Source organism: Pseudomonas sp. BRM28 (assembly GCF_002939405.1).
GTDB classification, from domain to species: Bacteria; Pseudomonadota; Gammaproteobacteria; order Pseudomonadales; family Pseudomonadaceae; genus Aquipseudomonas; species Aquipseudomonas palmensis.
The window spans coordinates 1,515,065-1,529,033 of sequence record NZ_PEFV01000001.1; the positions used below are offsets into that span (position 1 = coordinate 1,515,065).

Genomic DNA, 13,969 nt, shown 5'->3' on the forward strand with positions numbered 1-13,969 from the left:
GCCGGCGCCTACCGGGTTCAACGTCTCCCTGCAGAGCCGGCCTTGCCGGCGAAGAGCCGACGCTCAGCCCTGCCTGATCCGCAGGCAGCGCCACAGCGCCGCGGTCATCAGCGCGCTCACCAGGGCCCACACCAGCGCCTGCTGGCTGCTCAAGCCCTCGATGAACAGCTGCGGCGCAATCCCGGCGCCCACGATGAAGGTCAGCAAGGCCACCTCGGCGCGCGCTACCCGCACCGGTCGCAGCAGGTACACCACCGCCGGCAGCACCAGCGCCGGGCTCGGGAAGCTGCGGTAGCGCGGGTCGAACACCAGCGCCAGCATGCTCACCGCCGCCGCGAAGCCGGCCGCCATCACCCACCAGCCGGCACGCGCCTGCAGCCAGGCGAACAGGCGCTCACGCCAGCCACTGCGCTGTGCCAGCGCCAGCGCGCCATGGGCCAGTACCACCAGGTTGAGCCCCGCCAGCAGCACGGCCCACAACCACTCGCCAACGAAGCGGCTGTTGACCCGTACCAGCTCGCCCCACAACCCCAGGCTGGCGGCCCCCAGTGCGGCCAGCAAGGGCAGCGCCAGGGCGCCACGCACGCCGCGCACCGGCCCGGCCAGGGCCAGGGTGGCGGCGAACAGCAGCACGCCGATGCCCAGCCACTGCGGCCAGAACGGCAGGTTACTCACCGGGCCTTCGAGTATGCCCTTGTCCTGCCGGTCGGCATCGTACAGCCCCCAGTAACCGCCCACCGCGCCTTCGCTGGCGCGCTTCCACGGCTGGTCGAAGGCTTCGATCAGGTTGTAATGCCAGCCATTCTGCTCGGCCATGGCGACGAACCCGCGAATGAAGCGCGCTTCGTTGACCCGGCTGGGCAGGGCGGTTTCGCGCTGGCGCCCTTCGCTGGGCCAGCCGGTTTCGCCGATCATCACGTCCTTGGGCGCGAAGCGGTTGCCGAACACCTGGCGGATCTCGCCTACGTGGGCCAGCGCATCGTCGATGCCCTTGGGATCATCTTCCCAGTAGGGCAGCAGGTGAATGGTCACGAAGTCCACCTGCGGCGCGATCTGTGGGTGCTGCAGCCAGAACTCCCACACGTCGGCGTAGGTCACCGGTACCTGCACCTGGCTTTTCACCTGGTGGATCAGATCGGCCAGGTGATCGCCCGTCACTTCCTTGCGCAGCAGCACCTCGTTGCCCACGATCACGGCGCGGGTGATGTCCGGGTTGGCATTGGCGGTGGCGATCAGGGCCTTGATCTCCTTGGCCGTGACCAGCGGGTCGGCACTCACCCAGGCCCCGAACATCACCTTCAGGCCGTACTTGCGCGCCAGCTGCGGGATCGCTTCCAGGCCCGTCATCGAGTAGGTGCGGATGCATTCGAAGCGCTGTGCAAGCAGGGCGAGGTCAGCCTCCACGCGCTCCGGACGCAGGCTGAAGGGCTGGTCGAACGGCGACTGGTCCTTGTCGAAGGGCGTGTAGGAGACACATTGCAGCTTGTGCGTGGGGCTGGCGGCGTCCGGCAGCGATACCGGCTTGCCGAGCCCGTACCAGAGCCCGCCCAACGCGAACAGGCCAAGCAGGCAGGCAAACAGGTAGGGCAGCAGCGGGAAGCGGGCAGTCGAGGGCATGGCGCGGACCGGTCAGGAAACAAAGCCGCCAATACTACCTGCAAATGCCGGCCGGTAGCGGGCCTGGCTGGCGTTGTGATGTCGTTTCTCGATGTTTCGACGTCGCTGACAGAGCAGGTTGGCCGCCAGTGGCGGTTGATGATGCAGGTTCCGTGACGTGACGAGGGGATGCCTTGATGAAAATGCGACGACTCCTGGGGGCGGGCACTGCCCTGATACTGGCCATGGGCACCAGCCTGGCCATGGCCAAGGAAGTAAGCATCGGCTACGTCGATGGGTGGTCCGACAGCGTGGCGACCACCCATGTGGCGGCCGAGGTGATCAAGCAGAAGCTCGGTTATGACGTCAAGCTGATGCCGGTGGCCACCGGCATCATGTGGCAGGGGGTGGCCACCGGAAAGCTCGATGCGATGCTGTCGGCCTGGCTGCCGGTGACCCATGGCGAATACTGGGCCAAGAACAAGGACAACGTGGTCGACTACGGCCCCAACTTCAAGGACGCCAGGATTGGCCTGATCGTGCCCGAATACGTCAAGGCGCAGTCGATCGCCGACCTCGGAAGCGATGCCGGCTTCAAGAAGAAGATCGTCGGCATCGACGCCGGGTCCGGGGTGATGCTCAAGACCGACCAGGCGATCAAGGATTACGACCTTGCCGGCTACAAGCTGCAGGCCAGCTCCGGCGCTGCCATGACCTCTGAACTGGGGCGCGCCTACGCCAAGCAGCAGCCCATCGTGGTCACCGGCTGGGTGCCGCACTGGATGTTCGCCAAGTGGAAGCTGCGTTTTCTCGAAGACCCCAAAGGCGTGTACGGCGCCGCCGAGACGGTCAACAGCATCGGCAGCAAGGAACTCGATACGAAGGCGCCGGAAGTCGCAGCGTTCCTGAAGAAGTTCTCGTGGCAATCCAAGGACGAGATCGGCGAAGTCATGCTGGCCATCCAGGAAGGCGCAAAGCCGGACGCTGCGGCGAAGGAGTGGGTCGCCAAGCACCCCGAGCGGGTCGCCGAGTGGACCGCAAAATAATGGCCTAAGGCCTCTATCTGGCACCTTCCAGGGCCGCGCGGTGTTTTGCCACCGCGCGGCCCTTTGCATGGGCGGCTGTTACGTAGCCGGTAAAAGAGTTTTACATCTAAGACTAAGGTCGTCTGGAGTGCGTCCCAAGGCAGCATAAAGTGGCGTGGTACTACCCAATCTGTGCTGCGAGGACAAAAACAATGAACGACAGCATTTATCTCTCGATACAAAACAGCCCGCGGTTCAAGGAGCTGGTTTCAAAACGTGAACGCTTCGCCTGGATTCTCTCGGCGATCATGCTCGGCCTCTACGCCGCCTTTATCCTGTTGATTGCCTACGGCCCGCAGATTCTGGGTGCCAAGCTCAGCCCCGGCTCCTCGATTACCTGGGGTATCCCGCTGGGTGTGGGTCTGATCGTTTCGGCTTTCGTGCTGACCGGCATCTACGTACGTCGTGCCAACGGTGAGTTCGACGAGCTGAACAACGCGATCCTGAAGGAGGCTCAGCAATGATCCGGCGTCTACTGGCAACACTGGCCTTTGGCGCTTTCGCGCCTGCCGTCTGGGCCGCCGACGCCCTGACCGGCGAGGTGCACAAACAACCCCTGAACGTCTCGGCGATCCTGATGTTCGTCGCCTTCGTCGGTGCCACCCTGTGCATCACCTACTGGGCTTCCAAGCGCAACAAGTCGGCCTCTGACTACTACGCCGCAGGCGGGCGAATCACGGGCTTCCAGAACGGCCTGGCGATTGCCGGCGACTACATGTCGGCAGCCTCCTTCCTGGGTATTTCCGCACTGGTATACACCTCCGGCTACGATGGCCTGATCTACTCGATCGGCTTCCTGGTGGGCTGGCCGATCATTCTGTTCCTGATCGCCGAACGCCTGCGCAACCTGGGCAAGTACACCTTTGCCGACGTGGCCTCGTATCGCCTCGGGCAAAAGCAGATCCGCACCCTGTCGGCCTCCGGCTCGCTGGTGGTGGTGGCGTTCTACCTGATCGCGCAGATGGTCGGCGCCGGCAAGCTGATCCAGCTGCTGTTCGGCCTGGACTACCACGTGGCGGTCATCCTGGTGGGTATCCTGATGTGCATGTACGTGCTGTTCGGCGGCATGCTCGCAACCACCTGGGTACAGATCATCAAGGCGGTGCTGCTGCTGTCCGGTGCCAGCTTCATGGCGCTGATGGTGATGAAGCACGTCAACTTCGACTTCAATGCGCTGTTCTCCGAAGCGATCAAGGTTCACCCCAAGGGTGAGGCGATCATGAGCCCGGGCGGCCTGGTCAAAGACCCGATCTCCGCGTTCTCGCTGGGCCTGGCGCTGATGTTCGGTACCGCTGGCCTGCCGCACATCCTGATGCGCTTCTTCACCGTGAGCGACGCCAAGGAAGCGCGCAAGAGCGTGCTGTATGCAACCGGCTTCATCGGCTACTTCTACATCCTGACCTTCATCATCGGCTTCGGCGCGATCCTGCTGGTGAGCACCAACCCGGACTTCAAGGACGCAGCAGGCGCCTTGCTGGGCGGCAACAACATGGCTGCGGTGCACCTGGCCGACGCCGTGGGCGGCAGCATCTTCCTGGGCTTCATCTCGGCAGTGGCCTTCGCCACCATCCTGGCAGTGGTTGCCGGCCTGACCCTGGCCGGTGCCTCGGCGGTGTCCCATGACCTGTATGCCAGCGTATGGCGCAAGGGCAAGGTCAACGACAAGGACGAGATCCGCGTATCGAAGATCACCACCGTCGCACTGGGTGTGCTGGCCATCGGCCTGGGTATCCTGTTCGAAAGCCAGAACATCGCGTTCATGGTCGGCCTGGCGTTCTCGATCGCGGCCAGCTGCAACTTCCCGGTACTGCTGCTTTCGATGTACTGGAAGAAGCTGACCACCCGTGGCGCCATGATCGGCGGCTGGATGGGGCTGGTAAGTGCGGTGGGCCTGATGGTGCTCGGTCCGACCATCTGGGTGCAGATCCTGGGTCACGAGAAAGCCATCTACCCGTATGAGTACCCGGCGCTGTTCTCGATGCTGATTGCCTTTGCCGGTATCTGGTTCTTCTCGGTTACCGACAAGTCCAAGGCAGCGGATGACGAGCGTGCGCTGTTCTTCCCGCAGTTTGTCCGGTCGCAAACCGGCCTGGGGGCAAGCGGTGCTGTTTCGCACTGAGTCCTGAGCAATAAAAAAACGGCCTTCGGGCCGTTTTTTTTATGTGGGGGCCATTGCACCCCCGGGTTTCTATATCTTGCCGAGCAACAACAGGATCAACAGGATGATCAGCACGGTACCAATGATGCCGGACGGGCCGTAGCCCCAACTTCTGGAGTGCGGGAAAACGGGTAAGCCACCGATCAACAGCAAAATCAGGATGATGATAAGTATGGTGCCCATGGCAGAGTCCTTTTGTTGAGTACGGTAATCAGCGTGTGCAGTTGCGATCCATCTCTTCGGTCATGACGTTCATGTCCGCCTGTTAATTCGGACTCCCACAGGCAACTAAAAGTTTAGTTCGATATGTGTTTGCCCGCGCCATTCAGCATCCTGATACAGCGTGGGCGTCGCTGCACCCTTCGCTACACTGGCCTTCAACTTCAGGAACAAGGCATCCGGCTATGCAAAACCGCATGATGATCACTGGCGCCGGGTCCGGCCTTGGCCGCGAGATTGCCCTGCGCTGGGCCCGCGAGGGTTGGCAACTGGCCCTGAGCGACATCGGCGAGGCCGGCCTGCAGCAGACCCTCACGCTGGTGCGCGAGGCGGGCGGCGAGGGCTTCGTCCAGCGTTGCGACGTGCGCGACTACAGCCAGCTCACCGCCCTGGCCCAGGCCTGCGAAGAAAAGCTCGGCGGCATCGATGTGATCGTCAACAACGCCGGGGTGGCGTCGGGCGGTTTTTTTGCCGAGCTGTCGCTGGAAGACTGGGACTGGCAGATCGCGATCAACCTGATGGGCGTGGTCAAGGGCTGCAAGGCGTTCCTGCCGCTGCTCGAACGCAGCAAGGGCCGCATCATCAACATCGCGTCCATGGCGGCGCTGATGCAGGGGCCGGCCATGAGCAACTACAACGTGGCCAAGGCCGGGGTGGTGGCGCTGTCCGAAAGCCTGCTGGTGGAGCTGCGCCAGCAACAGGTGGCGGTGCATGTGGTGTGCCCGTCGTTCTTCCAGACCAACCTGCTGGATTCGTTCCGCGGCCCCACCCCGGCAATGAAGGCCCAGGTGGGCAAACTGCTGGAAAGCTCGCCGATCAGCGCCAGCGACATTGCCGGCTATATCTACGAGGGGGTGGCGCGCGGTGACTTCATGATTCTGCCCCACGAGCAGGGGCGCCTGGCCTGGCAGCTCAAGCAGCGCGACCCGCAGGCGCTGTATGACGAAATGGCCGAGATGGCCGTGCGAATGCGTGCCAAGGGGCGTCAGACGCAGGCGTAGGCTGTTCGCTACGGTATGCTAGGCGCTTTTGCGCGGGTAGCAGCGGACGTGATGAATTATGTGTGGTTCTTTCTGGCGGCGGTGTTCGAGATCGCCGGCTGTTATGCCTTCTACATGTGGCTGCGGCTGGGCAAGAGCGGCTGGTGGATCGCCCCCGCGCTGCTCAGCCTGACCCTGTTCGGCCTGCTGCTGACCCGCGTCGAGGCGGCCTACGCCGGGCGCGCCTACGCCGCCTATGGCGGCATCTATATCGTCACTTCGCTGCTGTGGCTGGCGGTGGTGGAGCGTGCCCGGCCGATGGGCAGCGACTGGCTCGGTGCGTTGCTGTGCGTGATCGGCGCCACCATCATCGTGATCGGACCACGTCTGCAAAACAGCTGAGCGGGTAGGATCTTGTAGGCAAATTCCCGCAAAGTTGTGGGAATTGTCTATTTGCCTGTCAGAGCGTTGAACCGTTTCAGCACCCGGTTCAGTCTTCACTCTCCCCTGATGTGGAGGATTGGAGAATGCTGGTCATAGGGCGCGAAGTCGGCGAGGTCATCACCATCGATGACGACATCAAGATCAAGGTGCTGTCGGTAGACGGCAACACGGTGCGTTTCGGCATCTGCGCACCACGCGATGTGGAGGTGCACCGTGCAGAAATCTATCGGCGTATCGCCGAGCAACTGGGCAAGGGCGGCCTGGGCGCCTGATCACTGATCGTCGAGCAGCTCGCGGGGCACTTCATGCCTGGCGAGCAGTTGGCACTGCTGGCTGTCCAGGTCGAACAGGATCACCGCCTGCCCCTTGGCCAGCGCCTGGCGCACGCGCAGTACACGGGTTTCCAGCGGGGTGTCGTCGCCATTGTCGGTACCGTCGCGGGTGACGAAGTCTTCGATCAGGCGGGTGAGGGTGTCGGCTTCGAGCTGGTCGTAGGGTATCAACATAAAAAAGCTACAGAATCAGGAAAGGTTTCGCACATGCTACGCGAAACCTTTCCTGCATGTGGCTAGCCTTTTTGGCCAACCAGGCTGTCCACCGCCGGTACGCGGGTATCACTTTCCATTTGTGCGTCGTGTTCCAGCTGGTGGCTGAAGCTTTCCAGCGAACTGCCGGTGGGCTTGGAATCGCTGGCGAACACCGGTGGGCTGAGCAGGTAGGCGCTGAGCAGGCGGCTGAGGGCAGCCAGGCTGTCGATATGGGTGCGCTCGTAGCCATGGGTGGCGTCGCAGCCGAACGCCAGCAGCGCGGTGCGGATGTCATGCCCGGCGGTGATCGCCGAATGCGCGTCGCTGAAGTAGTAGCGGAACAGGTCCCGGCGCACCGGCAGGTTGTGCTCGCGGCCCAGGCTCAGCAGGTGGCGCGACAGATGGTAGTCGTAGGGGCCGGCGGAGTCCTGCATGGCCACGCTGACCGCGTGTTCGCTGGAGTGCTGGCCGGGGGCGACCGGGGCGATGTCGATGCCGACGAATTCGCTGACGTCCCACGGCAATGCGGCGGCGGCCCCCGAGCCGGTCTCTTCGGTGATGGTGAACAGCGGATGGCAGTCGATCTGTGGCTGGATGCCGCTTTCGACGATGGCCTTGAGCGAGGCCAGCAGCGCCGCGACGCCGGCCTTGTCGTCCAGGTGACGGGCGCTGATATGGCCGCTTTCGGTGAACTCGGGCAACGGGTCGAAGGCCACGAAGTCACCGATGCCGATGCCCAGGGTTTCACAGTCGGCGCGGGTGGTGCAGTAGGCATCCAGGCGCAGCTCGACGTGCTCCCAGCTCACCGGCATCTGGTCGACCGCGGTATTGAAGGCGTGCCCGCTGGCCATCAGCGGCAGCACGCTGCCGCGAAACACGCCGGTGTCGGTGAACACGCTGACCCGGCTGCCCTCGGCGAAACGGCTCGACCAGCAGCCAACCGGGGCCAGGCCCAGGCGGCCGTTGTCCTGCAAGGTGCGCACGCTGGCGCCGATGGTGTCCAGGTGCGCCGAAACGGCGCGGTCGGGCGAGCTCTTGCGGCCCTTGAGGGTGGCGCGGATGGTGCCGCGCCGGGTCAGTTCGAAGGGGATACCCAGTTCTTCCAGGCGCTCGGCCACGTAGCGCACGATGGTGTCGGTGAAGCCGGTGGGGCTGGGGATGGCGAGCATTTCCAGCAGGACCTTCTGCAGATAGGTCAGGTCCGGTTCGGGCAATTGATCAGGCATGCGGACTCCTCGTGGGGCGTTGTCACGGCACCGGCCGGCTGTGCGGGAACAGCAGGTCGACGAAGCGTTCGGCAGTGGGTTGGGGTTCGTGGTTGGCCAGACCGACCCGTTCATTGGCTTCGATGAACACGTAGTCGGGCTGGTCGGCGGCCTTGACCATCAGGTCCAGGCCGACCACCGGAATGTCCAGGGCGCGGGCGGCCCGCACGGCGGCATCCACCAGGGTCGGGTGCAGGCGTGCGGTGACGTCTTCCAGGCAGCCGCCGGTGTGCAGGTTGGCGGTACGCCGTACGGCCAGGCGCTGGCCGGCGGGCAGAATGGTGTCGTAGTCGACCCCGGCGGCGTGCAGGGTGCGCTGGGTTTCGGCGTCGAGCGGGATCTTGCTTTCGCCACCGGTGGCGGCCTGGCGCCTGCGGCTCTGGGCTTCGATCAGCGCACCGATGGCGTGCTGGCCGTCGCCGACGATCGAGGCCGGGTGACGAATCGCGGCGGCCACCACCTCGTAGCCGATGACCACGATGCGCAGGTCCAGCCCTTCATGAAAGCTTTCCAGCAGCACGCGGCTGTCGTATTGGCGCGCGTGCTCGATGGCGGCGTCCAGGTCTTGCAGGCAGGTCAGGTTGACCGCCACGCCGTTGCCCTGTTCGCCATCCAGCGGCTTGACCACCACCGCGCCGTGGTCTTCCAGAAAGGCCAGGTTGTCGGCGGCGTTGCCCGCCAGCTGTTGCGCCGGCAGGCTCAGGCCGGCGGCTTCGAGTACCTTGTGGGTCAGGCTCTTGTCCTGGCACAGGGTCATGCTCACGGCGGTGGTCAGGTCGCTGAGTGACTCGCGGCAGCGCACCCGGCGTCCGCCGTGGTTGAGGGTGAACAGCCCGGCGGTGGCATCGTCCACCTGCACATCGATGCCGCGCTTGTAGGCTTCCTCGACGATGATCCGCGCATAGGGGTTGAGCCCGGCCTCCGGCCCCGGCCCCAGGAAAAGCGGCTGGTTGATGCCGTTCTTGCGCTTGACCGCGAAGGTGGGCAGGGTGCGAAAGCCCAGCTTGGCGTACAGCCGCTTGGCCTGGCGATTGTCGTGCAGCACCGACAGGTCGAGGTGGCTCAGCCCGCGGCTCATGAAGTGTTCGATCAGGTGGCGTACCAGTACTTCGCCGACCCCGGGCCGGGTGCAGTTGGGGTCCACGGCCAGGCACCACAGGCTGCTGCCGTGCTCCGGGTCGTCGAAGGCCTTTTGATGATTCAGGCCCATCACGCTGCCGATCACCGCACTGTTGTCCTCGTCTTCGGCCAGCCAGTACACCGGGCCGCCCTGGTGGCGCGGAGTGATCAGCGCCGGGTCGACCGGCAGCATGCCACGGGCCACGTACAGCTCGTTGATGGCTGCCCAGTCGCTGTCGCTCTGTGCGCGGCGGATACGAAAGCCGCGAAACACCCGCTGCGCCTGGCGGTAGTCGCTGAACCACAGGCGCAAGGTGTCGGAGGGGTCGAGAAACAGCTGTTGCGGCGCCTGGGCCAGTACCTGCTGGGGGGCGGCCACGTACAGCGCGATATCGCGCTCGCCGGGCTGCTCTTTGGCCAGGGCCGCCGCCAGGCTGGCCGGGTCGGGGTAGGTGTGGCCGATCAGCAGCCGGCCCCAACCGCAATGCAACCAGCGCGGCTGGTCGTGCGGGTCGCTGCCGTCGCCGGCCAGTTGCGCCTGCAGGCGTTCATAGGACGGCACCTGGCCGCGCAGCAGGCGCTGGCCATAGGGTGAGGCATGGGCTTTCATCGATCAGATTCCTTGTTCGCTGAGCCACAGGTTCAGCGCGGCCAGTTGCCACAGCTTGGAGCCGCGCAGCGGCGTCAGTTGCCCATGCGGGTCGCTGAGCAGGCGGTCGAGCATGGCCGGGTTGAACAGGCCGCGGTCCTGGCTCGGGTCCAGCAGCAGCTCGCGTACCCAGTCCAGGGTGGCGCCTTGCAGGTGCTTGAGGCCCGGTACCGGGAAGTAGCCCTTCTTGCGGTCGATGACTTCACTGGGGATGACCAGTCGCGCGGCTTCCTTGAGCACCTGCTTGCCGCCATCGGGCAGCTTGAACTGGGCCGGCACCCGCGCCGACAGCTCCACCAGCCGGTAGTCGAGGAACGGCGTGCGAGCCTCCAGGCCCCAGGCCATGGTCATGTTGTCGACCCGTTTGACCGGGTCGTCGACCAGCATCACAGTGCTGTCCAGGCGCAGGGCCTTGTCGACTGCCGCGCTGGCGCCGGGCTGGGCGAAGTGCTGGCGCACGAAGTCGCCGGCGGCGTCATTGCCCAGCAGCCAGGCCGGCTGCACGGTGTCGCGGTACTCGTCGTAGCTGCGGTCGAAGAAGGCCTCGCGGTAGGCCGCGTACGGGTCCTTGGCGCCGTCCACCTGCGGGTACCAGTGGTAGCCGGCGAACAGCTCGTCGGCACCCTGGCCGCTCTGCACCACCTTGCAGTGCTTGGCCACTTCCCGCGAGAGCAGGTAGAAGGCGATGCAGTCGTGGCTGACCATCGGCTCGCTCATGGCGCGGAACGCGGCCGGCAGTTGCTCGATGATTTCGCGCTCGTCGATGCGCAACTGGTGGTGGCGTGTGCCGTAGTGCTTGGCGATCAGGTCCGAATACTGGAACTCGTCGCCACGTTCGCCGCCGGCATCTTCGAAGCCTATGGAAAAGGTCGACAGGTCCTCGACCCCGACTTCGCGCAGCAGGCCGACCAGAAGGCTGGAGTCGACGCCGCCCGAGAGCAGCACGCCGACATCCACGGCCGCGCGCTGACGGATTGCAACGGCTTCGCGGGTGCTGTCGAGCACGCGGTCGCGCCAGTCTTCCAGGGTCAGGTGCTGTTCATCGGTGCGTGGGCCGTAGTGCAGGTTCCACCACACGTGCTGCTCGGCGCGGCCCTGGGCGTCGATGCGCATCCAGGTGGCCGGTGGCAGCTTTTCGATGTTCGCCAGCAGGGTCCGCGGGGCGGGTACCACGGCGTGGAAGTTCAGGTAGTGGTTGAGTGCCACCGGGTCGAGCACCGGGTTGATGTCGCCGCCCTTGAGCAGGGCCGGCAGGCTCGATGCGAAGCGCAGGCGTTCGCCGGTGCGCGACAGGTACAGCGGCTTGACCCCCAGGCGGTCGCGGGCGAGGAACAGCTGCTGGCTGTCACGTTCCCAGATCGCCAGGGCGAACATGCCGTTCAGGCGCGGCAGCAGATCGGCGCCCCAGGCGTGGTAGCCCTTGAGCAGCACTTCGGTGTCGCCGTCCGAGTAGAAGGCATAGCCCAGGCTTTCGAGTTCGGCGCGCAGTTCGGGGAAGTTGTAGATGGCGCCGTTGAATGCCAGCGACAGGCCCAGCTGGCTGTCGATCATGGGCTGGGCCGAGCCGTCGGACAGGTCCATGATCTTCAGGCGCCGATGGCCCAGGGCGATGGGCCCCTGGCTATGGAAGCCCCAGGCATCCGGGCCGCGGGGCGCCAGGTGATGGGTCATCCGTTCGACCGCGGCCAGGTCCGCCGGGCGTGGTGTGTTGGCTACAGGGGTGAAACGAAACTCTCCAGCTAATCCGCACATAAGTCCTTACCGGTTTTTCCGTTGGGGAAGGTGCCCTGAATTCGGGCACATAGGAACTGACCGGTGCGGATCCTGTGAGTTTTAGATCAATCTGTTATAAGCCTTCAGCCTTGCTTGCCCTTGCCGCGTATCAGTTCGCGCAACATGAAACGATTCGGGTGGCAGGCCTCGGCCACGTCGCGCGGCACCGGCAAGGGTGCGTTGTCGACCCAGGCGGCGATCAGTTCACCCGCCAGAGGCGCGGTGATCAGGCCGCGCGAACCATGGCCGCTGTTCACATACAGGCCCTCCAGCCAGGGGCACGGAGTGTCCGGCAGCTGTCGCGCGTCCTTGCCGAGCACGGCATACGCCTGGTTGAACGCCGCCTTGTCGGCCAGCGGGCCGACGATCGGCAGGTAGTCGGGGCTGGTGCAGCGAAACGCCGCGCGGCCCTGCAGGCTGGCCGGTTCCAGCTCGGCAGCGCCAAGGCGTTCTGCCAGGTCGCCGGAGATTTCCCGCAGCAGCTCCAGGTTGCTCGCATGTTCGGCAGCGGTGGGGGCGAGGTCGGTGCTGTGGAAGTCGAAGCTCGCCCCCAGGGTGTGTTCGCCCAGGCGCGGCGGCGCGACGTAACCGTCGGCGCACACCACGGTGCCCAGCGCGCGGCTGGCGTTGGTGGCCGGCAGGCGGGTGATCTGCCCGCGGATGCGCTTGAGCGGCAGCTCGGCGCACGGCTCGAAACGATGGATGTCCGCTGCGCTGGCCAGCACCACCAGCGGCGCGCTGGCCAGCAGGCGCTCGCCGTCCCATGCCTGCCACAAGCCGTCGACCTTGCGCAGCTGTACCACGTCATGGTGGGGCAGCAGGGTGATGTTCGGTTGCCCGGCCTGCCATTGGCACAGCGCGGGCGGATGCACCCAGCCGCCCTCGGGGTAGTACAGACCGCCACTGGGCAGGCCGACCCCGGCCACGGCTTCGGCCTGCGGCTGGTCGAGGCGCCGCAGCAGGGTGTCGCTGAACGCCTGGTCGAGCTTGATCTGGCGCTGGTCTTCCTTGTCGTCGAAGGCCAGTTGCAGCACCCCGCAGGCGTCCCAGTCGGTGCCGCGCTGCAACTGTTCGAGCAGGCGGCGGGTGTAGCCGAAGCCGGCGACGATCAGCCGCGACAGTGCGGTGCCGTGGGCCGACAGCTTCAGGTACAGCACGCCCTGGGGGTTGCCCGAGGCTTCACCGGCAGGGGCGGCGTGGCGCTCCAGCAGGCGTACCTGCCAGCCGCGCGCCGCCAGGCTGGCGGCGGTGGTGCAACCGGCCAGGCCGGCGCCGATCACCAGCGCCTCGCGGGGGCCGGCCAGCGGCGCGGGGCGCGCGAACCATGGGGCAACCGGCGCGAGCGGCGCTTGCTCGGCGGGCCAGCCGGTGAATGCGCCGCGCAGCACTTCCCATTTTTTGCCGATACCCGGAATGCGCTTCATCTTGAAGCCCACCGCAATCAGCCCGCGACGCACCCAGCCGGTGCTGGTGAAGGTGCCAAGGGTGGCACCCGGCGCCGACAGGCGGCCGAGCTGGGCGAACAGCTCGGGGGTCCACATGTCGGGGTTCTTGGCCGGGGCAAAGCCATCGAGAAACCAGGCGTCGATGGGGGCGTCCAACTGCGGCAGCTGTTCCCGCGCATCGCCGATCATCAGGGTCAGGGTCACCCGACCCTGGTCGAAGACGAACTGCTGGAAACCTTCGTGCACCGCCACGTACTGCGCCAGCAGTGGCTGGCTGAACGGCGTCAGCTCCGGCCACAGGGCCAGGGCCTTGGCCAGGTCGGCATGGCTGAGGGGGTATTTTTCGACGCTGACGAAATGCAGGCGTGCCCCGGCCGGTGCACAGTCGGCGAACACCTGCCAGGCGCAGAAGAAATTCAGGCCGGTGCCGAAGCCGGTTTCCCCGATCACCAGGCAACTGCCGTCGGCCATCGCGGCGAAGCGCTGGCGCAGGTCGTTCTGCTCGATGAACACATGACGGGTTTCCTCCAGGCTCTGCTCCTTGGAGAAATAGATGTCGTCGTACTGGCGTGAATACGGGCGGCCCTTTTCATCCCACTCGATCTGGGCGTACTGGGTCGGGGTGGCGGGGGTGTCGTTCATGTTCGGCTCGGCAACAGCGAAGCGTGCATTCTAGCCGATCGCCTTGCGACAAAGGGCTGCGTGATCC

13 protein-coding genes are annotated in these 13,969 nt (G+C 65.4%); 6 read left to right on the forward strand and 7 right to left on the reverse strand.

Going from position 1 to position 13,969, the window contains the following annotated elements:
- Positions 1-63: 63 nt before the first annotated feature.
- On the reverse strand, positions 64-1,617 hold the full coding sequence (locus CR917_RS07135; RefSeq protein ID WP_043862651.1) for a beta-1,6-glucan synthase: 1,554 nt from the start codon (positions 1,615-1,617) through the stop codon (positions 64-66).
- A 176-nt stretch (positions 1,618-1,793) separates the two neighbouring features.
- Here CR917_RS07135 and CR917_RS07140 point away from each other — a divergent pair, with 176 nt between their 5' ends.
- The 3 genes from CR917_RS07140 (at position 1,794) to CR917_RS07150 (ending at position 4,800) form a co-directional block, all read left to right on the forward strand.
- On the forward strand, positions 1,794-2,642 hold the full coding sequence (locus CR917_RS07140) for a glycine betaine ABC transporter substrate-binding protein (RefSeq protein ID WP_054915868.1): 849 nt from the start codon (positions 1,794-1,796) through the stop codon (positions 2,640-2,642).
- 191 nt (positions 2,643-2,833) lie between these two features.
- Positions 2,834-3,145 (forward strand): DUF485 domain-containing protein, encoded by a 312-nt coding sequence (locus CR917_RS07145; protein WP_043862653.1) that lies wholly within the window; start codon positions 2,834-2,836, stop codon positions 3,143-3,145.
- Positions 3,142-4,800, forward strand: a complete 1,659-nt coding sequence (locus CR917_RS07150) for a cation acetate symporter (protein ID WP_043862654.1) — start codon at positions 3,142-3,144, stop codon at positions 4,798-4,800. Before CR917_RS07145 ends, CR917_RS07150 begins: the two co-directional genes overlap by 4 nt.
- 69 nt (positions 4,801-4,869) lie before the next feature.
- Here the strand turns inward: CR917_RS07150 and CR917_RS07155 are convergent, their stop codons facing one another.
- Positions 4,870-5,022 carry a DUF3309 family protein gene (locus CR917_RS07155; protein ID WP_010224169.1) on the reverse strand — a complete coding sequence of 51 codons (153 nt, stop codon included), beginning with the start codon at positions 5,020-5,022 and terminating at the stop codon, positions 4,870-4,872.
- Positions 5,023-5,243: 221 nt separating this feature from the next.
- Here CR917_RS07155 and CR917_RS07160 point away from each other — a divergent pair, with 221 nt between their 5' ends.
- From CR917_RS07160 to csrA, 3 genes are all read left to right on the forward strand, one after another.
- Positions 5,244-6,059, forward strand: a complete 816-nt coding sequence (locus CR917_RS07160; protein ID WP_054915867.1) for an SDR family oxidoreductase — start codon at positions 5,244-5,246, stop codon at positions 6,057-6,059.
- Positions 6,060-6,107: 48 nt separating this feature from the next.
- On the forward strand, positions 6,108-6,440 hold the full coding sequence (locus tag CR917_RS07165) for a YnfA family protein (RefSeq protein WP_054915866.1): 333 nt from the start codon (positions 6,108-6,110) through the stop codon (positions 6,438-6,440).
- A 125-nt stretch (positions 6,441-6,565) separates the two neighbouring features.
- Positions 6,566-6,754 carry a carbon storage regulator CsrA gene (gene csrA / locus CR917_RS07170; RefSeq protein WP_043862657.1) on the forward strand — a complete coding sequence of 63 codons (189 nt, stop codon included), beginning with the start codon at positions 6,566-6,568 and terminating at the stop codon, positions 6,752-6,754.
- Here the strand turns inward: csrA and CR917_RS07175 are convergent, their stop codons facing one another.
- From CR917_RS07175 to mnmC, 5 genes are all read right to left on the reverse strand, one after another.
- The gene (locus CR917_RS07175) at positions 6,755-6,988 is read right to left on the reverse strand and encodes a YheU family protein (protein WP_043862658.1); all 234 of its coding nucleotides are present in this window, start codon (positions 6,986-6,988) and stop codon (positions 6,755-6,757) included. It lies immediately after the preceding gene.
- A 62-nt stretch (positions 6,989-7,050) separates the two neighbouring features.
- A complete protein-coding gene (locus CR917_RS07180) occupies positions 7,051-8,235 on the reverse strand; it encodes an osmoprotectant NAGGN system M42 family peptidase (protein WP_043862659.1) in 1,185 nt (394 codons plus the stop codon).
- Positions 8,236-8,257: 22 nt separating this feature from the next.
- Positions 8,258-10,003, reverse strand: coding sequence for an N-acetylglutaminylglutamine synthetase (ngg, locus tag CR917_RS07185; protein ID WP_100634461.1), 1,746 nt, complete (start codon positions 10,001-10,003; stop codon positions 8,258-8,260).
- 3 nt (positions 10,004-10,006) lie between these two features.
- Positions 10,007-11,794: an N-acetylglutaminylglutamine amidotransferase gene (locus CR917_RS07190; protein ID WP_043862661.1), complete on the reverse strand. Its 1,788-nt coding sequence runs from the start codon at positions 11,792-11,794 to the stop codon at positions 10,007-10,009.
- 104 nt (positions 11,795-11,898) lie between these two features.
- Positions 11,899-13,902: a bifunctional tRNA (5-methylaminomethyl-2-thiouridine)(34)-methyltransferase MnmD/FAD-dependent 5-carboxymethylaminomethyl-2-thiouridine(34) oxidoreductase MnmC gene (mnmC, locus tag CR917_RS07195; protein ID WP_104572068.1), complete on the reverse strand. Its 2,004-nt coding sequence runs from the start codon at positions 13,900-13,902 to the stop codon at positions 11,899-11,901.
- Positions 13,903-13,969 lie beyond the last annotated feature (67 nt).